Annotated in this window: 23 protein-coding genes; 10 read left to right on the top strand and 13 right to left on the bottom strand. The window is 67.8% G+C overall.

The genetic code is table 11. From position 1 onward, the window contains the following. The first annotated feature begins 22 nt into the window (after positions 1-22). The 3 genes from QQK83_RS00180 to QQK83_RS00170 are packed head-to-tail and all read left to right on the top strand — an operon-like array spanning position 23 to position 2,476. Complete coding sequence (locus QQK83_RS00180) at positions 23-445, top strand: VOC family protein (protein ID WP_284260448.1); 423 nt, start codon at positions 23-25, stop codon at positions 443-445. After that, positions 442-1,674, top strand: coding sequence for a class I SAM-dependent RNA methyltransferase (locus QQK83_RS00175; RefSeq protein WP_284260446.1), 1,233 nt, complete (start codon positions 442-444; stop codon positions 1,672-1,674). Before QQK83_RS00180 ends, QQK83_RS00175 begins: the two co-directional genes overlap by 4 nt. 10 nt (positions 1,675-1,684) lie before the next feature. Then, positions 1,685-2,476 carry an ion transporter gene (locus tag QQK83_RS00170; RefSeq protein ID WP_284260444.1) on the top strand — a complete coding sequence of 264 codons (792 nt, stop codon included), beginning with the start codon at positions 1,685-1,687 and terminating at the stop codon, positions 2,474-2,476. A 4-nt stretch (positions 2,477-2,480) separates the two neighbouring features. On the opposite strand, the gene QQK83_RS00165 is transcribed toward QQK83_RS00170, so the two are convergent. The 8 genes from QQK83_RS00165 to QQK83_RS00130 form a co-directional block, all read right to left on the bottom strand. After that, entirely contained in the window at positions 2,481-3,107 is a 627-nt protein-coding gene (locus tag QQK83_RS00165) for a hypothetical protein (protein ID WP_284260442.1), read from the bottom strand. 242 nt (positions 3,108-3,349) lie between these two features. Next, entirely contained in the window at positions 3,350-3,862 is a 513-nt protein-coding gene (locus QQK83_RS00160) for an acyloxyacyl hydrolase (RefSeq protein WP_284260440.1), read from the bottom strand. Positions 3,863-3,942: 80 nt separating this feature from the next. Continuing rightward, entirely contained in the window at positions 3,943-5,862 is a 1,920-nt protein-coding gene (gene dxs, locus QQK83_RS00155) for a 1-deoxy-D-xylulose-5-phosphate synthase (protein WP_284260438.1), read from the bottom strand. Positions 5,863-5,883: 21 nt separating this feature from the next. After that, positions 5,884-6,750: a polyprenyl synthetase family protein gene (locus tag QQK83_RS00150; protein ID WP_417750320.1), complete on the bottom strand. Its 867-nt coding sequence runs from the start codon at positions 6,748-6,750 to the stop codon at positions 5,884-5,886. A 3-nt stretch (positions 6,751-6,753) separates the two neighbouring features. Beyond that, complete coding sequence (locus QQK83_RS00145; protein ID WP_284260436.1) at positions 6,754-6,999, bottom strand: exodeoxyribonuclease VII small subunit; 246 nt, start codon at positions 6,997-6,999, stop codon at positions 6,754-6,756. Beyond that, positions 6,996-7,928, bottom strand: a complete 933-nt coding sequence (locus QQK83_RS00140) for a histone deacetylase family protein (RefSeq protein ID WP_284260434.1) — start codon at positions 7,926-7,928, stop codon at positions 6,996-6,998. The genes QQK83_RS00145 and QQK83_RS00140 overlap by 4 nt, the downstream gene beginning before the upstream one ends. A gap of 15 nt (positions 7,929-7,943) precedes the next feature. Next, positions 7,944-8,657 (bottom strand): response regulator, encoded by a 714-nt coding sequence (locus QQK83_RS00135; RefSeq protein WP_284260432.1) that lies wholly within the window; start codon positions 8,655-8,657, stop codon positions 7,944-7,946. Beyond that, positions 8,654-9,169 (bottom strand): MarR family winged helix-turn-helix transcriptional regulator, encoded by a 516-nt coding sequence (locus QQK83_RS00130; protein WP_284260430.1) that lies wholly within the window; start codon positions 9,167-9,169, stop codon positions 8,654-8,656. Before QQK83_RS00130 ends, QQK83_RS00135 begins: the two co-directional genes overlap by 4 nt. 192 nt (positions 9,170-9,361) lie before the next feature. On the opposite strand from QQK83_RS00130, the gene QQK83_RS00125 reads away from it, so the two are divergent. The 4 genes from QQK83_RS00125 to QQK83_RS00110 all read left to right on the top strand — a co-directional run bounded on the left by QQK83_RS00125 (position 9,362) and on the right by QQK83_RS00110 (position 11,655). Continuing rightward, positions 9,362-10,231 (top strand): branched-chain amino acid aminotransferase, encoded by an 870-nt coding sequence (locus tag QQK83_RS00125; RefSeq protein ID WP_284260427.1) that lies wholly within the window; start codon positions 9,362-9,364, stop codon positions 10,229-10,231. Between the two features lie 70 nt (positions 10,232-10,301). Further along, on the top strand, positions 10,302-10,658 hold the full coding sequence (locus QQK83_RS00120; protein ID WP_284260425.1) for a TA system antitoxin ParD family protein: 357 nt from the start codon (positions 10,302-10,304) through the stop codon (positions 10,656-10,658). Continuing rightward, on the top strand, positions 10,655-11,242 hold the full coding sequence (locus QQK83_RS00115) for a zeta toxin family protein (RefSeq protein WP_284260423.1): 588 nt from the start codon (positions 10,655-10,657) through the stop codon (positions 11,240-11,242). Before QQK83_RS00120 ends, QQK83_RS00115 begins: the two co-directional genes overlap by 4 nt. 74 nt (positions 11,243-11,316) lie before the next feature. Next, the gene (locus QQK83_RS00110; protein ID WP_417750321.1) at positions 11,317-11,655 is read left to right on the top strand and encodes a DUF2794 domain-containing protein; all 339 of its coding nucleotides are present in this window, start codon (positions 11,317-11,319) and stop codon (positions 11,653-11,655) included. 3 nt (positions 11,656-11,658) lie between these two features. Here the strand turns inward: QQK83_RS00110 and QQK83_RS00105 are convergent, their stop codons facing one another. From QQK83_RS00105 to QQK83_RS00095, 3 genes are all read right to left on the bottom strand, one after another. Then, entirely contained in the window at positions 11,659-12,501 is an 843-nt protein-coding gene (locus QQK83_RS00105) for a C40 family peptidase (protein WP_284260419.1), read from the bottom strand. After that, entirely contained in the window at positions 12,498-13,889 is a 1,392-nt protein-coding gene (locus QQK83_RS00100; protein ID WP_284260417.1) for a leucyl aminopeptidase family protein, read from the bottom strand. The genes QQK83_RS00105 and QQK83_RS00100 overlap by 4 nt, the downstream gene beginning before the upstream one ends. Before the next feature lie 64 nt (positions 13,890-13,953). Next, on the bottom strand, positions 13,954-14,256 hold the full coding sequence (locus QQK83_RS00095) for a hypothetical protein (RefSeq protein ID WP_284260415.1): 303 nt from the start codon (positions 14,254-14,256) through the stop codon (positions 13,954-13,956). A 233-nt stretch (positions 14,257-14,489) separates the two neighbouring features. On the opposite strand from QQK83_RS00095, the gene QQK83_RS00090 reads away from it, so the two are divergent. Genes QQK83_RS00090 through QQK83_RS00080 form a run of 3 tightly spaced genes read left to right on the top strand, consistent with a single transcriptional unit; the run spans position 14,490 to position 16,495 of the window. Then, positions 14,490-15,140 carry a carbonic anhydrase gene (locus tag QQK83_RS00090; RefSeq protein ID WP_284260413.1) on the top strand — a complete coding sequence of 217 codons (651 nt, stop codon included), beginning with the start codon at positions 14,490-14,492 and terminating at the stop codon, positions 15,138-15,140. A gap of 57 nt (positions 15,141-15,197) precedes the next feature. Further along, positions 15,198-16,178, top strand: coding sequence for a sodium-dependent bicarbonate transport family permease (locus tag QQK83_RS00085; protein WP_284260411.1), 981 nt, complete (start codon positions 15,198-15,200; stop codon positions 16,176-16,178). 5 nt (positions 16,179-16,183) lie between these two features. Beyond that, positions 16,184-16,495 carry a P-II family nitrogen regulator gene (locus QQK83_RS00080; RefSeq protein ID WP_284260409.1) on the top strand — a complete coding sequence of 104 codons (312 nt, stop codon included), beginning with the start codon at positions 16,184-16,186 and terminating at the stop codon, positions 16,493-16,495. A gap of 135 nt (positions 16,496-16,630) precedes the next feature. Here QQK83_RS00080 and QQK83_RS00075 read toward each other — a convergent pair whose 3' ends face one another. Beyond that, a complete protein-coding gene (locus tag QQK83_RS00075; RefSeq protein ID WP_284260407.1) occupies positions 16,631-18,277 on the bottom strand; it encodes a DUF4139 domain-containing protein in 1,647 nt (548 codons plus the stop codon). A gap of 125 nt (positions 18,278-18,402) precedes the next feature. Beyond that, a complete protein-coding gene (locus tag QQK83_RS00070) occupies positions 18,403-19,425 on the bottom strand; it encodes an aspartate-semialdehyde dehydrogenase (protein WP_284260405.1) in 1,023 nt (340 codons plus the stop codon). Positions 19,426-19,454: the final 29 nt, after the last annotated feature.

Genomic DNA, 19,454 nt, shown 5'->3' with positions numbered 1-19,454 from the left:
TCGCCGGACCTATGAGCAGCCCATGGACCTCGAGACCGTCACAGCCGACGCCTTTGGCCGCAGCCTGACCGGCATCGGCCTCAACCTGCTGACCCGCGATCTGCGCGGGTTGGCCGGGTTCCTGTCGGATGTCTTCGGCCTGTCGGTGCATCGCCTCTCCGACGATTTCGCCATCGTGCGGCATGGGCAGATGATGCTCCAGCTCCACTCCGACGGCACCTTCGCCCGTCACCCCCTGCCCGCGCTCATCCCCGAGAACCCGCCCCGCGGGGGCGGGGTGCAGCTTTACCTCTTCGGCATCGACCCCGACGCCGCCATCGCGCGCGCCGAGGCCGCGGGCCATACCGTGCTGGAACCCGCGGCCGACAAGCCCCACGGCCTGCGCGAGGCCACGATCCTCAGCCCCGAGGGCTACGCCTTCAGCCCCGCGGTGCCCCTGCCATGACCGAGACGACCGTCACCATCGACCGGCTCGGCCATCTTGGCGACGGCATCGCGCCCGGCCCGGTCTTCGTGCCGCTGACCCTGCCCGGCGAGGTGGTGGCGGGCGAGATCACCGGCGACCGGATCGAGGTGCCGAAGATCGTCACCCCCTCGCCCGACCGGGTGCGCCCGCCCTGCACCCATTTCAAGACCTGCGGCGGCTGCGCGCTGATGCAGGCCTCGGACGATTTCGTCGCCGGGTGGAAGGCCGGGGTGATCGCCACCGCGCTGGCCGCCCATGGCCTGACCGCGCCGATCCGGCCCACCGCGACCTCGCCCGCGCGCGCGCGCCGCCGCGCCACGCTCTCCGGGCGGCGCACCAAGAAGGGCGCGCTTGTGGGCTTCCATGCCCGGCGCTCCGACACGATCGTGCCGCTGACCGAGTGCCACCTGCTTGCCCCGCCACTCTTCGCGCTGCTCCCGGTGCTGGCCGAGATCACGCAACTGGGCGGCTCGCGTTCCGCGACGCTGTCCTTTGCGCTGACCCTGACCGAGACCGGCATCGACTGCGCCGTCACGGGGGGTAAACCGCTCGACGGCCCCTTGCGCGCCGCGCTGCCCCGCTTCCGCGACCGGATCGCGCGGCTGACCTGGGGCGACGAGCCGGTCTATGCCGAGGCCGCGCCGACCCTCACCATGGGCAAGGCCCGCGTCACCCCGCCCCCCGGTGCCTTCCTGCAGGCCACCGCCGAAGGCGAGGCCGCGCTGCGCGCCGCCGTGACCGAGGCGCTGGCGGGGGCCACCCGCCTTGCCGATCTCTTCGCGGGTTGCGGCACCTTCGCCCTGCCGCTGGCAGGTGCGGTCCCGGTTCATGCCGTCGAGGGCGACGCGACCCTGCTCGCCGCCCTCGGTCACGCCACCCGCCACGCCCAGGGCCTGCGCCCCGTCACGACCGAGGTGCGCGACCTCTTCCGCAACCCGATCCTGGCCGAGGACCTGTCGCGCTTCGACGGCATCGTCATCGACCCGCCCCGTGCAGGTGCCGAGGCGCAGACCGCTCAGATCGCCAAGGCGCAAGTGCCGCGCATCGCCATGGTGTCGTGCAACCCGGTGACCTTCGCCCGTGATGCCGCGCTGCTCACCGCGGCGGGCTATCGCCTGAATTGGGTGCAACCGGTCGATCAATTCCGCTGGTCGCCCCATGTGGAGCTTGCGGCCAGCCTGTCCCTGCCCCATCTGACAGGCGAATGAGGGAACCGGCATGAGTGACAGTATTTCCCCCGCGCAGGGCTTCCGCGCGCGTCTGGCCGAGTGGCTGGACCGCCCCGCGGTGCGCAACACGATCATCGGCGTGATCCTGTTCAACGCCGTCATCCTCGGGATGGAAACCTCGGCCGGGATCATGGAGGCCGCGGGGCCGCTTATCGTCGCGCTCGACCGCGCCTGCCTGACGATCTTCGTCATCGAGATCGCGCTGAAGCTGATCGCGCTCGGGCCGCGCTTCTTCCGCTCGGGCTGGAACCTGTTCGACTTCGTCATCGTCGGCATCGCGCTTGTGCCCGCGGCGCAGGGCCTGTCGGTGCTGCGCGCCCTGCGCATCCTGCGGGTGCTGCGCGTGGTGTCCGCCGCGCCCCGGCTGCGCCGCGTGGTCGAGGGCTTCATCACCGCCCTGCCCGGCATGGGCAGCGTGTTCCTGTTGATGGGGATCATCTTCTACATCGGGGCGGTGATGGCGACCAAGCTTTTCGCCGCCAGCTTCCCCGAATGGTTCGGCTCCATCGGCGCGTCGCTCTACACGTTGTTCCAGGTGATGACGCTGGAGAGCTGGTCCATGGGCATCGTCCGCCCCGTGCTCGAGGTCTATCCCTATGCCTGGATGTTCTTCGTGCCCTTCATCATGGTCACGACCTTCGCGGTGGTGAACCTGCTGGTCGGTCTGATCGTCAACTCGATGCAGGACGCCCACGCCGAGGAATCCAATGCCGCAACGGACGCCTACCGCGACGAGGTGCTGGACAGGTTGAGGAAGATCGAGGAGCGGTTGGGCAAGTAGGCGCTCAGGGTCTGGCGCGAAGCAGCTTCATCGTGTCGAGCCGGGGCCTTATCCAGGCAGCTTTTTCCGGGCCCAACCACGCAAGCAGCGTGATGGCGTTGGAATACTCCTCGGTCAGGTCTCGCCGGAAGATATGCTCGTGATGCGAGATGCGATTGCGCAGGTCTCTGACCCGTTCACTGCGGTGATGAAGGTCGCCGAGAGACAAATGCCCAGGGAGATCGGGAAATCCGCTCTGAACCGGTTGCCAAAGATGGTCTTCGTATTTGGGCAACAGCATGTTTGACCAGAAACCGAAACACAACTCGGCAGTCATCTGCCCCGCGGTGCTCCGGCCCCCTCGTTTTTCGATGGCCTTGGCGGCGCGCAGCATGATGCCCTTGCCTGTGCCCCCCATGACCACATGGAGTTCGGGGGCAAGCCACCATGTTTCGCCGAACACTGTGGCCAACCGGGGCTGTATCCTGTTCCTCAAACAGATCTCGACTGCCGAAAGCAGCGGGTAGAATGACGCGGAAAGCTGCATGTTCCACGCGTAGAGCGCAACGGCGCGGTCCGCGTCGAACCCCGCTGCCTCCAGGTAGGTTGAAAACCGGTCCTCGGAAATGTGACGGACAAGCTGCGGGAACAATATCTGGTGGCCTTGGGAATCGTTACCGCAAAATCGACCCATAGAAACCGGAAGATGTCAATGAATAACTTGACAAACCCGATGTTTGGGGCCATGTTCCGGGCGTCGGAGGCAGGTCAAAGCCTCCAATTGGTCAGAGCCCCGCGACAGCCGAAAGGTCCTCGCGGGGTTTCGCCTTTTCCGGGGCCTTTTCCGCGGGACTGGGCGGATCGAACCTCACCCATCATCACCGCCCGCCCGGATCACTCCAGCGGAATGCTCAGCCGCAGCTGAAGCGTTTCCATGCCGGGGTTCACCTCGGCCAGGTCGGCGTTCGACCGGTGGTCGTAGCCGATGCCCCAGCGCCAGCCATTCGCGGCCTCGAAGCCGATCTCGAAACCCGAGCGGATCTGCAGCGTATGGCCCAGGTCCGGTCCGTTGCCTTGCTCGAACAGGCCGGGCATCACGTGGAACTGGATGAACACGTCATCGCCGGGGAAATGGGTGGTCCAGACCGCGCCGGCGCCAAGCCAATAGTCACCGTTGGAGGTGGCCGAGACTCCGACCGAGGGCTGGAACGGGCCATAGGCCGTGCCGAAGTCGTAGCGCAGGTAAAGCTCTTCGCCGATGTTGTTCTCCTGGAACAGCACACTTCCGCCCGAGATCGCGATGCGGCTATCGACGTCATTGGCCGCAACGCAGCCGGTGCCGCAGTGGTTCAGACCCATGTCGGTCAGCCCGACGATCAAGGCGATTGCTGCGAGTGTGCCGTCCATGCGTGGTCCCCTTTGGCTCTGCGTTCCCGATACCCGTCACGGCCTTGAATGTCACGACCTGTCGGAGGCGGGCGGCGGCCCTATGCCCGCTTTTCCATCCGCGCGACGCCCAGAACATCCAGCACCTTCGCCTCGATGTCGCCGGCGTTCATCCGTGCCACGGCATACATGTCCTCGGGCGAGGCCTGGTCGATGAAGATGTCCGGCAGCACCATCGAGCGATACTTGAGCCCGGTGTCGAAGACCCCCTCCTCGGCCAGCAGCTGCGCGACGTGGGAGCCGAAGCCGCCCACGGCCCCTTCTTCCAGCGTGATCAGCGCCTCGTGGTGGCGGGCGAGTTGCAGGATCATCTCGCGGTCGAGCGGCTTGGCGAAGCGCGCATCGGCGATGGTGGGGGTGATGCCCTTCTGCGCCAGCGCCTCGGCGGCCTCCTGCACCTCTTTCAGGCGCGCGCCGAAATTCAGGATGGCGACGCGGTTGCCCTCTGCGATCATGCGACCGCGGCCGATCTCCAGCACCTCGCCCCGCTCGGGCAGCTCGACGCCCACGCCCTCGCCCCGCGGGAAGCGGAAGGCCGAGGGGAGGTCGTCGATGGCCACGGCGGTGCGGACCATGTGCATCAGTTCCGCCTCGTCGGATGCCGCCATGACGACGAAACCGGGCAGGTTCGTCAGGAAGGCGATGTCGTAGCTGCCCGCATGGGTCGCCCCATCGGCGCCGACCAGCCCGGCGCGGTCGATGGCGAAGCGCACCGGAAGGCGCTGGATCGCCACGTCATGCACCACCTGGTCATAGCCGCGCTGCAGGAAGGTGGAATAGATCGCGGCAAAGGGCTTCAGCCCGCCCGCCGCCATCCCCGCGCAGAAGGTGACGGCATGCTGCTCGGCGATGCCCACGTCGAAAGTGCGCTCGGGGAACCGCGCGCCGAAGATGTCGAGGCCGGTGCCATCCGGCATCGCGGCGGTCACGGCGGTGATCTTGGGGTCGAGTTCCGCCTCCTTGATCAGCGATTGCGCAAAGACCTTGGTGTAGCTCGGCGCGTTCGAGGGGGCTTTCTTCTGCTCGCCCGTGCGGATGTCGAATTTCGCCGTCGCGTGGCCCCGGTCGGGGCGATGCTCGGCGTAGCCCTTGCCCTTCTTGGTGATCGCGTGGATCAGGATCGGCCCGTCGGCGCGCGCCTTGACCGTGCGCAGGATCGCCAGCAACTGCTCCATGTCATGCCCGTCGATGGGGCCGACATAGGAAAAGCCCAGCTCCTCGAACAGCGTGCCGCCCACGGTCGCGGCCTTCAGCAGCTCCTTGGCCCGGCGCGCGCCCTCCTGGAAAGGTTCGGGCAGAAGCGAGACCGCGCCCTTGGCCGCGGCCTTCAGCTCCTGGAAGGGGGCACCGGCATAGAGCCGCGACAGGTAGGAGGACATCGCGCCGGTGGGGGGCGCGATGGACATCTCGTTGTCGTTCAGGATCACGATCAGCCGCTTGCCCAAATGGCCCGCGTTGTTCATCGCCTCGTAGGCCATGCCGCCCGACAGCGCCCCGTCGCCGATCACGGCGATGGCGTCGCCATGCCCGGTGTCGCAGTCGCCGCCAAGGTCGCGCGCCACGGCAAAGCCGAGGGCCGCGGAAATGCTGGTCGAGGAATGCGCCGCGCCGAACGGGTCATAGGGCGACTCGGACCGCTTGGTGAAGCCCGATAGCCCGTCCTTCTGGCGGATCGTCTCCATCCGCTCGCGCCGACCGGTCAGGATCTTGTGGGGGTAGCACTGGTGGCTGACGTCCCAGATCAGCTTGTCGCGCGGCGTGTCGAAGACGGCATGGATCGCCACCGTCATCTCGACCACGCCAAGGCCCGCGCCGAAATGCCCGCCGGTGCGGCTGACCGACCAGATGGTCTCGGCCCGGAGCTCGTCGGCGAGGCGGCGCAGCTCGGTGTCGGTGAAGCGCTTGAGATCGGCGGGCGAGGCCACGCGATCGAGAAGCGGCGTGCTGGGGCGGTCGGTCATGTCTGCGACCTCCTTCCGGGCTTACTTGTCACGGTCGATGATGTAGCGCGCCAGCGCGGCGAGGTTATGCGCCCTTTTGCCATAGGGCGAAAGAGCGGCCTCGGCCTCCGCCACCAGCTCGGCGGCGCGCGCCTTGGCCCCGGCGAGCCCCAGCAGCGAGACAAAGGTCGCCTTGCCCGCCTCGGCATCCTTCTGCAGCGCCTTTCCGGCGGTGGCGGCATCCCCCTCCACGTCGAGGATGTCATCGGCGATCTGGAACGCCAGCCCGATGGCCCGCGCATAGGCGCGCAGCGGCGCGGGGTCGGCCCGGCCAAGGATCGCGCCCGCCTCGGCAGGCCATTCGATCAGGCGGCCGGTCTTGTTGCCCTGCAACTCGGTGATCTGCGCCAGCGTCAGTGGTGCCACGGCGGTCTCGGCGGCGATATCCTGCGCCTGCCCCAACACCATCCCCTGCGCGCCCGAGGCGCGGGCGAGCGTGGCCACCAGCGCCACGCGCTGCGCATCGTCCCCTGCGCGCGGATCGGCCAGAAGCTCGAAGGCGAAGGTCTGCAGCGCGTCGCCCACCAGCACCGCGGTCGCGTCGTCCCATTTCACATGGACGGTCGGCCGCCCCCGGCGCAGATCGTCGTCATCCATGCAGGGCAGATCGTCATGGACCAGCGAATAGGCGTGCAGGCATTCCACCGCCCCCGCTGCGAACAGCGCCTGACCGGGGGCCACGTCGAACAGCCCCGCCGTTTCCAGCGCAAGGAACCCGCGCAGCCGCTTGCCGCCATCGGTGGCGTAGCGCATCCCCTCGGCCACGCGATCCCCGCCGAACCGCGCAAGTTCCTCTGCAAGAAACGCGGAAATAGCCCCCTGGGCCGCGCCGAGCGCCTGCTGGAACACCTGTCAGAGACCTTCGACCGGGGTGCTGCCCGTGGGCTGGCCGCTCGCGTCGAGCGTGATCTGCGCGACCTTTTCCTCGGCTTCCTTCAGCTTCGCCTCGCAACGTGCCTTCAAGGCCGCGCCGCGTTCGTAAAGCGTGATCGACTCTTCCAGCGCGACATCGCCGCGGTCGAGCGCGGTCACCACCTGTTCCAGCGCCTTGATTGCCTCTTCGAAGCTCATCTCGCCGATGGGTTTGCCGTCGCTCATGCGCCCCGCTCCTTCAGTTCCGTCACATGCACCGCGACCGAAGCCGCCAATGCGGGAAGATCATAACCCCCTTCGAGAGTCGAGACCACGCGCCCGGAACAGACCTCGTCGGCGATGTCGCAAAGCCCGCGGGTGACCCAGGCGAAATCCTCCTCGGTCCACATCAGGTTGGCGAGCGGATCGTCGATATGGGCGTCGAACCCGGCAGAGATCAGGATAAGCTCCGGCTGCCAGTCGCGCAGCCGCGGGAACACGCGCCCCTCGTAGGCCGTGCGCATCTCGGCCCCGCCGCTTCCGGGGGGGAGGGGAATGTTCAGCACGTTGTCCGACGCGCCGCGTTCGCTGGCGGCCCCGCTGCCGGGGTAAAGCGGCATCTGGTGGCTGGAGACAAACAGCGCGCGCGGCTCGTCCCACAGCACATCCTGCGTGCCGTTGCCGTGATGCACGTCGAAATCGACAACCGCGACGCGGCTGAGGCCCCGCACCTCGAGCGCGTGGCGCGCGGCGATGGCGATGGTGGAGAACAGGCAAAAGCCCATCGCGCGCGTCTTTTCCGCATGGTGGCCGGGGGGGCGCGTGGCGACGAAGGCGTTGTTCGCGCGCCCGTCCAGCACCGCGTCGACGGCGGCGATGCAGCCGCCCACGCCCTTCAGCGCCGCCTCCCACGAGCCGGGGCTGGCCCAGGTGTCGGGGTCGAGCGCGGTCTGCCCCGTCTCGGGGATCTGCCGCCGCACGGCGTCGACATGGCTTTGCGGATGCCCCAGCAGCAGCGATGCTTCGTCGGCCATCGGTGCCTCGATCCGGTCGAGCGCGTCGAACTCAGGCACTGACAGCACCTCGGTGATCTCTTCCAGCCGCTCGACCCGTTCCGGGTGGCCCGCGGGCGTCACGTGATCCAGCCCCGCGGGGTTCTCGACAAGCAATGTCATGGCAAAGGCCCTGTTTCAGTCCGGTGCCAGCATGTAGCCCGCCCCGCGCACGGTCTGCAAATAGCGCGGCTGTTTGGGGTTCACCTCGATCTTGCGGCGCAGCCGCGTGATCTGCACGTCCACGGCACGCTCCTGCACCTGCTCGGCCCCGGTCTTGTCGCGGTTGAGCAGGCTCACCAACTCGGTCCGGGTGATCGCCCGGTTCGGCTCGGCGGTGAAGATGCGCATCAAGGCGGCCTCGGTCGCGGTCAGGCGCACGGCTTGTGTGCCGTGCCACATCTCGGCGCGTTCGAGGTCGTAGCGGATCGGCCCGAGGTGCAGCACCTTCGGCAACTCCGCCTCTTCCTGCGGCTTCGGCATCCGGCGCAGGATCGCGTTGATCCTGAGCAACAGCTCCTTCGGTTCGAAGGGCTTGGCGAGGTAATCATCCGCCCCCGCCTCAAGCCCCGTGATCCGGTCCGAGGGGTCGCCCTTGGCCGTCAGCAGAAGGATCGGCGTGCTGGACCCGGCCCGCAGATCGCGGCACAGGCTCAGGCCGTCCTCGCCCGGCATCATCACGTCCAGCACGATCAGGTCGAAGGCCAGACCGCTCAGAAGCCGCCGCGCCTGCGCCGCGTCGCGGGCGACTGTCGCCATGAAGCCGTTGCGCATCAGGAATTTCTGCAACAGGCCGCGGATGCGCTCGTCATCGTCCACGATCAGCAGATGCGCGCCGATGTCATGGGTCATCGCGGCCCGTCCCCGCCATCGAGGTAATGGCGCTTCATGTCGGGGTCCATCATCTGTTCCAGCACCGCTCGAAAGCCCGCCACCGCCTCGGGCCCCGCGGCGCGGAAGGCATCGCGCATCCGGTTGCGCTGCGCCTCGGACAGGGCGCGCTCCAGTGCCGCGCCCTTCTCGGTCAGGTGCAGATGCCGCTCACGCTTGTCGCGGGTGCCGACGCGGCTGTCGACCAGCCCGTCCTCGACCAGCGTGCGCAGCACCCGGTTCAGCGATTGCTTGGTCACGCCCAGGATCGACAACAGGTTGTTCACCGTCGTGCCCGGCGAGCGGTTGATGAAATGGATCGCCCGGTGATGCGCCCGGCCATAGCCGTATTCCTGAAGGATGCGGTCGGGGTCGGCGGTGAAGCCGCGATAGGCGAAGAACATCGCCTCGATCCCGCGACGCAGCTGGTCGTCGGTCAGGAACAGCAGGCTTTCCCCGCGCCCCATCAGGTTCGCCGCGTTGCGGTCTGCCATCGACTGTCCCTTCCTTCTCGTCCCGTTCGGGCTTGGCGCGCAGTTTATGTCAGCCTTGTTGACTTTCCAAGAATCAATTGCTAGCGATGAGGGTGTTTTGCGCAACTTTATGACCGATCCGGACGTAATTTGCGCAACATTCGAAAACCGAACCGGTTGGAAGAGCCGGTGAACTGGGCGAGGATCGGAACGATGGCCGGGGCATATGACGACCGTGACGGCAAGATCTGGATGGATGGCAAGCTGGTGGAGTGGCGCGACGCGAGCGTGCACATCCTGACCCATGCGATGCACTACGCCTCCTCCGTGTTCGAGGGTGAGCGCGCGTATAACGGCAAGATCTTCGAAAGCCGGAAGCATTCCGAGCGGCTGCATTATTCGGCCTCCTGCATCGACTTCGAGATCCCCTTCACGGTTGACGAGATCGAGGCCGCGAAATACGAGGTCATGAAGGCCAACAACCTGACCGACGCCTATGTCCGCGCGGTCGCGTGGCGCGGCGCCGGCGAGGATATGGGCGTCAGCTCGGCCCGGAACCCGGTCCGCCTGGCCATCGCGGCGTGGGAGTGGGGCAGCTACTACGGTGACGCCAAGATGAAGGGGGCGAAGCTGGACATCTCCAAGTGGAAGCGCCCCTCGCCCGAGACCATCCCCGTTCATGCCAAGGCCGCGGGCCTTTACATGATCTGCACCACCTCCAAGCACGCGGCCGAGGCCAAGGGCTGTTCCGACGCGCTGTTCATGGATTACCGCGGCTACGTGGCCGAGGCGACGGGGGCCAACATCTTCTTCGTCAAGGATGGCGAGGTGCATACGCCGCTGGCCGATTGCTTCCTGAACGGCATCACCCGGCAAACGGTGATCGGCATGCTCAAGGACCGCAACATCGCGGTTCACGAGCGCCACATCATGCCCGAGGAGCTGGAAGGCTTCGAGCAATGCTGGCTGACCGGCACCGCGGCCGAGGTCACGCCGGTGGGCCAGATCGGCGACTACAATTTCGAAGTCGGCACCCTGACCCGCGGCATCGCCGAGGCCTACGAGGCGCTGGTGCGGGCCTGAGGCATCCCGCCCCCTGATCTTGACTTTTGGGTGGCATTTTGCCACCTTCAGACAAGTTCAGGGGGCGACCATGGCGCAATCCGTCAAACTTGCCGATGACATCATGGCGCTGGTCCGCCGCGAAGCGGACCTTCAAAGCCGGTCCGTTGCCGGGCAGATCACCCATTGGATGAAGATCGGCCGCGCGATCGAGCAATCCGGCCGTTTCGATCACGCCCGCCTCACTGCAGCCCTCGACGGCAGGCTCGACACCGCCGCCCTGTCCGAAGAAGAAGACGCCGCCTGGCTCGAGGCCTTCACCGAGAAGATGGCAACGCCCTCCGCGGCCGAAACCGCGTTTTTCGCGCAGCGAAAGGCGCTTGGCCGGGGTGTCGGCCTCGATGAGGGTGGCAACCTCGTCTACGCGGCAGCGGACAAGGGCGCTTGAGGCCCAGCCTTGTCCTGCTGGCCGGGCCGAACGGTGCGGGAAAATCCACCCTCTACCAGACCCGTGTCGCCCCGCGCTTTGCCGGTCCTTTCGTCAACGCGGACATCATCCAGCGTGACGAGCTGCGCGATCCTTCCATGGAGGCCGCCTACGACGCCGCCCGCATCGCCGATGCGCGACGGGCCGAGCTGCTGGTCGCGCGCCAGAGCTTCGCCACCGAAACGGTGTTCTCCCACCGCTCAAAGCTGGAGATCATCGACGCCGCGCGGGCGCAAGGCTACCTCGTCGTGGTGATGCACGTCGGCATCGACAGCCCCGACCTCTCGGTCGCGCGGGTCAGGGCCCGCGTCACTGAAGGGGGCCATGATGTCCCCGAAGACAAGGTCCGGGCGCGCTTCGAGCGCAACCAGCCGCTGATCCGCGAGGCCGTCCTGCGCGCTGACCGGGGCATGGTCTTCGACAACTCGCGCCTCAACGAACCGCCGCGGCAGATGCTCGTCTTTGCCGGTGGGAGACTTGCAAAGGCGGATCCGATCCTGCCCGGTTGGATCCTGCGGGCCTATGCCGCCGATCTGGTGATCTGACCCCGCCCGCGCACCGCCCTTATCGCTTCGCGCTTGACCCGAGCCCCCATCGCCCCCACCATCCCCCCATGGTGATGCATTTCCAGCCCAACGGGCCAGCCGCGCGCACGGAACAGGTTGCCTTCGACCGCAGGGAGCTTGGCGTGATCCTGACGCTCTACGGGCGCATGGTCGCCGCGGGGGAGTGGCGCGATTACGGCATCTCTCACCTGAGCGACGTGGCGATCTTCGCCATCTTCCGCCGCACCGCCGAGCATCCGATCTACCGGATCGAGAAGCGCCCGCGCCTCCGCGACAAGCAGGGGCAGTATTCGGTGATCGGCATGGACGGGCGCATCCTGAAACGCGGCCATGACCTGAAGGCCGTGCTCCGCGTGCTGGAGCGCAAGCTGATCCGCGCGGTCGAGAGCTGACGGTTACCCCAGCCCCGGCAGCCGACGGATCGAGGTGATCTGACCGAATTCCTTTGCCCCGATCCGCGCGACCGCCTCGTCGAAGGTCTCGTAGGCGACCGCCATGTGATGCACATTGGCATGCAAAAGCATCGTCGGGCTCGACATGATGGCGACATGCCCCTGCCAGAACACGAGGTCGCCGCGCCTGAGCAGCTCGCCCTCGGCCAGCTGCTCGCCCAGGGCCGCTTCCTGCTGGTCGCTGTCACGCGGGCAGTCGATCCCGCAAGCCAGAAGCGCCGTCTGCACCAGCCCGGAACAGTCGAGCCCCCAGCGGCTTGACCCGCCCCAGAGATAGGGGGTTCCCAGGAACATGTCGGCGATGCCGACAGGGTCGTCGAACCGCGCCTTGAGCGGCACGAGGTGCTGGCGCGGGACGTAATGGCCGGTGTGGATGCGGTAAAACGCGTCGCGCTCGCCCGTCACGGTGACGCGACTGCCGAAGAACAGCGCCACGTCCGGCGGTTCCTTGATGTTGGGCTTGGGATAGAGATGCGTCGCGGGCGACACCACCCAATGCGTCCCCTCCTCGGCGGTGGTCAGCGCACCCGACAGGATGTAGCCGACATGGCCGTCGCGTTCGGCCACACCGAAGGCGAACCCATCCGCGGTTTCCAGCGCCAGGAACCGCTCGCCATACAATAGCTGGCTGCTGCGCTGCCCGCGCGGCGCATCCGACAGGTTCACCATGGGTTGCTGGACCATCATCCAGCGTCCCTTGACGAAGCGTTCGGCCTCGACCAGCCCCTCGAGCGAGACATGGGCGACGCGCCCGTTGCTGGCCGTGATGCGGGGGTCCATCGTCATGCGGCCCCCTCGGTCGTGAGTAGCCGGAACAGCGCGCGCGCGCCTTGGCCGGCGCCGCCCTTGGGGCGGGCCGGCATCGCGGCGGGGCACCAGCCGTAGATATCGAAATGCGCGTAGGGCGCCGCACCGCCCACGAACCGCCGCAGGAAAAGCGCGGCGGTGATCGACCCCGCGAAGCCGCCCGAGGGCGCGTTGTCGAGATCGGCGATGCCCGGTTCGATCATCGCCTCGTAAGGGGTGTGAAAGGGCAGGCGCCAGACCGGGTCGGCCACCTTGGCCGCGGCCAGCGACAGCGCCTCGGCCAGGCCGTCGTCATCGGTGAAGAAGGGCGCGATATCGGGGCCGACGGCCACCCGCGCCGCCCCGGTCAGCGTCGCCATGGAGATGATCCGGTCGCAAGGCGCCTCAACGGCGTAGGCCAGCGCATCGGCCAGCACCAGCCGCCCCTCGGCGTCGGTGTTGTTGATCTCGACCGTCTTGCCGTTGCGCGCGCGGAAGATGTCTCCGGGCCGGAAGGACGCGCCGGACACCGCGTTCTCCACCGCGGGGATCAGCACCCTGAGCGACAGGTCCAGCCCCTCGGTCATGATCATCCGTGCAAGCCCCAGAACGGTTGCCGCCCCGCCCATGTCCTTTTTCATCAGGCCCATGGAACTTCCGGGCTTGAGGTTCAGGCCCCCGGTGTCGAAACAGACGCCCTTGCCCACCAGCGTCAGCTTGCGCGCGCCCGTGCCCCAGCGCAGCTCGATCAGGCGCGGCGCGCGGGCGGCGGCGCGGCCGACCGTGTGGATCAGCGGAAATCCCTGCGTCAGCAGGTCGTCGCCCGCGATCACGGTCACCTCGGCCCCGCAGTCGGCGGCCAGCTGCCGCGCCGCGGCCTCCAGCGCGTCGGGGCCCATGTCCTCGGCGGGGGTGTTGATCAGGTCGCGGGTCAGCGCCTCGCCCGCGGCGATGCGTTCCAGCCGCGCGGTGTCGAGCCCCGCGGGCGCGACCAGCGCGGCCTTGTCGGGCGCGGGCTGGCGATACCGCTCGAAGCGGTAGAGCGACAGCAGGTAGCCCAGCGCGATTTCCTCGCCGTCCGGGCCGTCGAGCGCTTCTTCCAGCGCATAGGTCGCGCGGGGCAGATCGGCGATGGCCGCGCCAAGGGCGAACCGCCGGCGCTGCCGGTCGGACGCGCTGCCCGTGCCGATCAGCACCAGCGCGGGCAGGCCCGCCTCGCCCGGAAGGGTGCAGACCTGTCCGAGCGCCCCGGCAAAGCCGTGATGTTCGGCCCAGCCGCGCGGCCCCTCGGCCAGCGCCGCCAGCGCCGCCTCGGCCCCGTCGGGCGTGACCAGCCGGATCGGGATCGCGGCATCGGTCGGGTCGGCAAAACGCAAGGCTTGGGGCATGTCGGGTCGGGCTCCGCTGGATCGCGCGCCACACTAGCGCCGCGCCCGGTCGCTGCAAGTGGCCTCAGCCCGAAAGATCCTCGAGGTCCCAGACCGCGTGGATCGAGCGGTCGCCGATCCGGTCGAGCCGCGCCAGCGTGGCCGCCAGCGCCGTCGGATCGCCGCTGTCCAGGCAGTCGAGTACATGCCGCCCGACGCGCGCCAGCGTCGCCATGCCGATCAGCTGCGCATCGCGGATCACCGCGGCCAGGGCCGCCGCCAGGTCGTCGCGCCGGTCTGTGGCGCGCAGCCGCGTCACCTCGGCCAGATGGACGGAAAGCCGTTGCAGGGCATGGCCCACCTCGGCCTCGGCACGGGTCTCGCCCATGCGACTGCACAATTCCTCGAGTTGGCCGGGATTGAACCGCGCAGGTTCCTCCAGCGGCAGTTGGGTTATTCCCGCCGTCATTTCGCTCGCTCCACGTCATGCCCCCACCAAAGGCAGGCGCGACCCTGCCCGGAGGGTCTGAAGAAAGGCTTATGCCCGTGGCAACATGAAGCTCCAATTTTTCCCGTTTCCGCGCTATGCACCTCCACCACGACCAAGGACCGACCCCAGACATGCACCGTGTGAGATCGCTGCCCGATTACCTGCTCGAACGCTACAAGGACTGGAAATCCCATGATTTCCCCGGCAACCGCGACCTGTTCCGCAAGCTCGCCATCGAAGGTCAGACACCCCGCGCCATGGTCATCGCCTGTTGCGACAGCCGCGTCGCCATCGAGTCGGTCTTCGCCCAGCAGGTCGGCGAGGTCTTCGTCCATCGCAACATCGCCAACATGGTCCCGCCCTACACGCCCGACGGTCAGCACCACGGCACCGCCGCCGCGGTGGAATTCGCGGTCAAGCACCTGCATGTGCGGCACATCATCGTGATGGGCCATTCCAATTGCGGCGGCGTGCGCGGCTGCCTGCAGATGTGCGCCGGCGAGGCGCCCGAGTTCGAGCAGACCGAAAGCTTCATCGGCCGCTGGCTCGACGTGCTGCGCCCCGGCGTGGCGCGCATCGCCGACATCACCGACCCCGCCGACCGCCAGACCGCGCTGGAGAAGGAGGGGATAAAGGTCAGCCTCGAGAACCTCATGGGCTATCCTTTCGTCTCGGCGGCGGTCGAGGCCGGGCAGATCACGCTCCACGGGCTGTGGACCGACCTCGCCGAGATGGACCTCGAGACCTTTGACGGCGCGGTGCGGCATTTCGTGAAGGGCTGACTTTACCCAAGGCCCAAGCGCCGCTATGGCGGCCCGGAACGAGAAAAGGGGACAGCGATGGACGGCATTCTCGCGCTGGCGGCGGACAACCTGTTGTCGCCCATCATCCTGTTCTTCGCGCTCGGCCTGCTGGCGGCCTTCGCCCGGTCCGACCTGTCGATCCCCGAGGCCATCGCCAAGGGGATGTCGATCTACCTGCTCTTCGCCATCGGCTTCAAGGGCGGGGTCAGCGTGGCCGACCACGGCATCGACCAGACGCTTCTGTTGTCGCTGGTGGCGGGGCTGATCCTGTCCTTCGCCATCCCGCTCATCGCCTTCGCGCTGCTGCGCGCCATGACGCGGCTCGATGTGACCGATGCGGCTGCCGTCGCGGGGCATTACGGCTCGATCTCCATCGTGACCTTCGTCGCCGCGACCTCGGTCATCGGCTCGGCGGGTCTCACGTCCGAGGGCTACATGGTCGCCGTCGCCGCGGTGATGGAGGCGCCCGCGATCCTGTCCGCGCTCTGGCTGATCGCACGCTTCGGCAAATCCTCGGCCGAGATGGAGGAAGGGCTGATGCGCGAGATCCTTCTGAACGGGTCCATCGTGCTGCTCGTCGGCTCTTTCCTGATCGGCTGGATCACCGGGGCCGAGGGGATGGCGATGATCTCCCCCCTCATCGTCGCCCCCTTCCAAGGGGTGCTGTGCCTGTTCCTGCTCGACATGGGGCTGGTCGCGGGGCGCGGCCTGCGCGACGCGCGCGGGGTGCTGACGCCGGGCGTGTTCCTGTTCGGCGTGATCATGCCGCCCATCGGCGCGAGCCTCGGGCTGATGGCGGGGCTGTTGCTGGGGCTGTCGACCGGCGGCGTGGTGCTGTTCATGACGCTCTGCGCCTCGGCCTCCTATATCGCGGTGCCCGCGGCGATGCGCGTGGCCCTGCCCGAGGCGAACCCCTCGGTCTATCTCACGCTGTCGCTCGGCGTGACGTTCCCCTTCAACCTGACGCTCGGCATCCCGCTTTACCTTGCGGTGGCCAGCGCCGTCACCGGAGGCTGAGGCCCATGCAGACCCACGACGCCAAGCGTGTCGAGATCACCATCGAAGCCGTGATGGAAACCCGGCTGACCAACGCGCTGGTCAAGGCCGGTGTAACCGGTTTCACCATTCTGCCGGTTCTCGGCGGTTCGGGCCGTTCCGGGCAATGGAGCCGCGAGGGGCAGGTCAGCCGTGCGGGCGGGATGGTCTGCGTGGTCTGCATCATCCGGCCCGAACGGCTCGATGCGCTGCTCGACGCGGCGTTTTCGGTGGTGGAGCGGCATATCGGCGTGGTCAGCGTGGTCGATTGCGAGGTGCTGCGGGCCGAGAGGTTCTGACCCCTCGCCCCACCGTTGCCCGTAACCCCAGGGGGGGGGCGCAGCCGCGCATCTCGACCTTCGGTCTGCGTCAGCGACGGCGGTGGCACCGCTGGCGCGGTGCGGGTGCGCCCTTGGCCAAGGTCGGCGCGCGCCTCAGGGCCGCCAGGTCAGGCGCTGATCCTCGGGCCAATCAAGCGTAACCGTCAATTCGACCATTCCGGTTTCACCCGGCCCAAGCTCCAGCGACCAGGCATGCACGCCGCGCAGCTCGTCCACGTCGCGCGCATCCGGCGCGGGCGACAGCGACAGATCGAGGCCCAGATCCTCCTGCTCGGCGAAGGGCGTCGCGTAGAGAAGCCGCACCGTCTCGGCCCGGTCCGAGGTGTTCTCGACCCCGAAGCCGATCCGCCGTTCCTGCGTGCTGGCACTGGTGAACAGGCCGCGGTCCCCCTCGGCGAGCGAACGGTCGATCCACATGAGCCGCAGGTGATCGAGCGGACCAAAGCCCATCTCGGCCTCGGCCCCCGCCGCGATCATCGGCAACAGGTCTTCGCCCACCAGCGCGCCGTCGCGGTAGAAGCGGGCATAGCCCGGCAGGATCGGCTCACCGCTGTCATTGGTCGCCGTGGCGACGAGGAAGGCGGTTTCGTCGAAGCGCGGCACGGCGCGCGCCTCGGTCTCGGCCTGCAGCGTCAGCGCGTCGAGCGGCAGAACCGCCTCGCCCGAGGGGCCGATGCTGACCGGGGTGGCATAGTCGTAGCGGAGCGACAGCCCCTCGATGCGAAGCGCGGCGCGATCCTCGACCATCACGGGTTCCATGACGGCCATCGCCTCGGGCTCCACCAACCGCTGCAAAGAGCTTGCAAAGCCCGCGGCATCGCTTGCGGGCGGTTGCGGCTCGACGATGCGGGCGGGGCTGGGCGACAGGACCGAAGGGATGCGCTGGCGGTTCGGCTCGGCTGTGGAAAAGGACATCTCCACCCCCTGCCAGAGCGCGGAGCCGCTGGCGTAGACGGTCACGAAGCGGGCCAGCTCCAGCGCGCCGGTCCCGCTGTCGAGGCGGATCTCGTAGCCGGGTTCCCACCCCGCGCCATAGGTCAGGTAGTCGAGGCGGATCGTCCCTTCGGTCGCGTCCATGGCCTGCACCGGCACGGCGATCACGTCCACCGCGGTGCCGAGCGGCCGGAGCCGCGCCAGCGCGTCGCTTGCGGCGGCAAGCGCGTCTTGCGCGTCGGTCACGGCCTCGGTCAGGGTCCGCCGCTCGGCGCGCGCGGCCAGCAGCTCGGCCTGAACGCGGGCGGTCTCGGAGCCGAGCGTCGCCAGCAGCTGCGGGACGAGCGCCGGATCGCCGGGCATCGCGGCCCCGTCGCTGCCGCCGCGGGTCAGGGCGGCAAGGTAGTCCATCTGCGCCTCGAGCGCGCGGATCGTCCCGTCGGCTGTGGCGACGGCATCCAAGGCGACGCGCAGCGCTTCTTCGGCGGTCTCGACCGCGGCGCGCGCCTGTGCCTGCGCCGGGGTGTCGAGTGCGCCTTCCGTGATGGCGAAACCGCTGATCCGCTCGAGCGGGCCGAGGGTCAGGCCCTCGGGCCCCGTCACGGCAAGCCGGTCGGCCTGCGCAGCGTCGGGCAGGGCGATGAGCAGGCGATGGGCGGCTGCGGGCAGGGTGACCTCGGCACTGCGGGTGACGTCGGCCCCCGACAGATAGACCGTCGCGGCGGCGATGTCGGCGCGGATCAGGATGTCATCGGCATGGGCAGCGCTGCCCAGAAGCAGCGCGGTGAGTGACAGGGCGAAACGCATTGTGGTGTGGTCCTTCCGGTGGCGGTCCCGCCCCCAGAAGTGCGCCCTTGCCCGTCGTGGGGCAATGGGAAAGCGGTGTCTCGGCGGCCCTTGCGCGAAGCGCCGCCGAGCGGGAGAGCTTGGACCTAGCCCTTTTTCAACACGCGGTTGCCGAGGGTTTCGGCGATCTGCACCGCGTTCAGCGCCGCGCCCTTGCGCAGGTTGTCGGAGACGCACCACAGGTTGATGCCGTTCTCGATGGTGCTGTCCTGCCGTATGCGGCTGATGAAGGTCGCATAGTCGCCGACGCATTCGATGGGCGTGACGTAGCCGCCGTCCTCGCGCTTGTCGATCACCATGATGCCGGGGGCCTCACGCAGGATATCGCGGGCTTCGTCCTCGTCGAGGAACTCCTCGAACTCGATGTTGATCGCCTCGGAATGTCCAACGAAAACAGGGACTCGCACGCAGGTTGCGGTAACTTTTACCGATGGGTCGAGGATCTTCTTGGTCTCGGCGACCATCTTCCACTCTTCCTTGGTCGAGCCGTCATCGAGGAACTTGTCGATGTGGGGGATGACGTTGAAGGCGATCTGCTTGGTGAACTTGGACGGCGCGCGTTCCTGACCGGGGACATACATGCCCTTGGTCTGGTCCCACAGCTCGTCCATGCCTTCCTTGCCCGCGCCCGAGACGGACTGGTAGGTCGAGACGACCACGCGCTTGATTTTTGCCCTGTCGTGCAAGGGTTTAAGGGCCACGACCATCTGCGCGGTGGAGCAGTTGGGGTTGGCGATGATGTTCTTTTTCGCGTAGCCCTCGACCGCTTCGGGGTTCACTTCGGGAACCACCAGCGGCACGTCGGGGTCGTAGCGGTAGAGCGAGCTGTTGTCGATCACGATGCAGCCGGCCTTGGCGGCCTTGGGGGCGTATTTCTCGGTGGCTTCCGAGCCAATGGCGAAGAGCGCGATGTCCCAGCCGGTGAAGTCGAAGGTATCAAGATCCTTCGTTTTCAACGTCTTGTCGCCGAAGCTGCACTCGGTGCCCAGCGATTTGCGGCTGGCAAGGGCTGCGATCTCGTCGACGGGGAACTCCCGTTCGGCGAGGATGTTCAGCATTTCACGGCCCACGTTGCCCGTGGCGCCCGCGACGACGATGCGGTATCCCATGATGCGTTTCCTTCGAGGCTCAGGATGGG

It is taken from the genome of Roseicyclus amphidinii (assembly GCF_030163755.1).
GTDB classification, from domain to species: domain Bacteria; phylum Pseudomonadota; class Alphaproteobacteria; order Rhodobacterales; family Rhodobacteraceae; genus Roseicyclus; species Roseicyclus amphidinii.
The sequence above is the reverse complement of the archived record's forward strand: the minus strand, read 5'-3'. Positions and strand labels throughout refer to the sequence as shown.

What these genes read in the sequence shown, in the direction of transcription:
- QQK83_RS00100 (WP_284260417.1), bottom strand. Translation starts at nt 13,889, where the DNA reads ATGCCCCAAGCCTTGCGTTTTGCCGACCCGACCGATGCCGCGATCCCG.
- QQK83_RS00160 (WP_284260440.1), bottom strand. Translation starts at nt 3,862, where the DNA reads ATGGACGGCACACTCGCAGCAATCGCCTTGATCGTCGGGCTGACCGAC.
- QQK83_RS00170 (WP_284260444.1), top strand. Translation starts at nt 1,685, where the DNA reads ATGAGTGACAGTATTTCCCCCGCGCAGGGCTTCCGCGCGCGTCTGGCC.
- QQK83_RS00130 (WP_284260430.1), bottom strand. Translation starts at nt 9,169, where the DNA reads ATGGCAGACCGCAACGCGGCGAACCTGATGGGGCGCGGGGAAAGCCTG.
- QQK83_RS00080 (WP_284260409.1), top strand. Translation starts at nt 16,184, where the DNA reads ATGCAGACCCACGACGCCAAGCGTGTCGAGATCACCATCGAAGCCGTG.
- QQK83_RS00105 (WP_284260419.1), bottom strand. Translation starts at nt 12,501, where the DNA reads ATGACGATGGACCCCCGCATCACGGCCAGCAACGGGCGCGTCGCCCAT.
- QQK83_RS00095 (WP_284260415.1), bottom strand. Translation starts at nt 14,256, where the DNA reads ATGGGCGAGACCCGTGCCGAGGCCGAGGTGGGCCATGCCCTGCAACGG.
- QQK83_RS00070 (WP_284260405.1), bottom strand. Translation starts at nt 19,425, where the DNA reads ATGGGATACCGCATCGTCGTCGCGGGCGCCACGGGCAACGTGGGCCGT.
- QQK83_RS00145 (WP_284260436.1), bottom strand. Translation starts at nt 6,999, where the DNA reads ATGAGCGACGGCAAACCCATCGGCGAGATGAGCTTCGAAGAGGCAATC.
- QQK83_RS00085 (WP_284260411.1), top strand. Translation starts at nt 15,198, where the DNA reads ATGGACGGCATTCTCGCGCTGGCGGCGGACAACCTGTTGTCGCCCATC.
- QQK83_RS00120 (WP_284260425.1), top strand. Translation starts at nt 10,302, where the DNA reads ATGGCGCAATCCGTCAAACTTGCCGATGACATCATGGCGCTGGTCCGC.
- dxs (WP_284260438.1), bottom strand. Translation starts at nt 5,862, where the DNA reads ATGACCGACCGCCCCAGCACGCCGCTTCTCGATCGCGTGGCCTCGCCC.
- QQK83_RS00110 (WP_417750321.1), top strand. Translation starts at nt 11,317, where the DNA reads ATGCATTTCCAGCCCAACGGGCCAGCCGCGCGCACGGAACAGGTTGCC.
- QQK83_RS00175 (WP_284260446.1), top strand. Translation starts at nt 442, where the DNA reads ATGACCGAGACGACCGTCACCATCGACCGGCTCGGCCATCTTGGCGAC.
- QQK83_RS00180 (WP_284260448.1), top strand. Translation starts at nt 23, where the DNA reads ATGGACCTCGAGACCGTCACAGCCGACGCCTTTGGCCGCAGCCTGACC.
- QQK83_RS00090 (WP_284260413.1), top strand. Translation starts at nt 14,490, where the DNA reads ATGCACCGTGTGAGATCGCTGCCCGATTACCTGCTCGAACGCTACAAG.
- QQK83_RS00125 (WP_284260427.1), top strand. Translation starts at nt 9,362, where the DNA reads ATGGCCGGGGCATATGACGACCGTGACGGCAAGATCTGGATGGATGGC.
- QQK83_RS00140 (WP_284260434.1), bottom strand. Translation starts at nt 7,928, where the DNA reads ATGACATTGCTTGTCGAGAACCCCGCGGGGCTGGATCACGTGACGCCC.
- QQK83_RS00075 (WP_284260407.1), bottom strand. Translation starts at nt 18,277, where the DNA reads ATGCGTTTCGCCCTGTCACTCACCGCGCTGCTTCTGGGCAGCGCTGCC.
- QQK83_RS00135 (WP_284260432.1), bottom strand. Translation starts at nt 8,657, where the DNA reads ATGACCCATGACATCGGCGCGCATCTGCTGATCGTGGACGATGACGAG.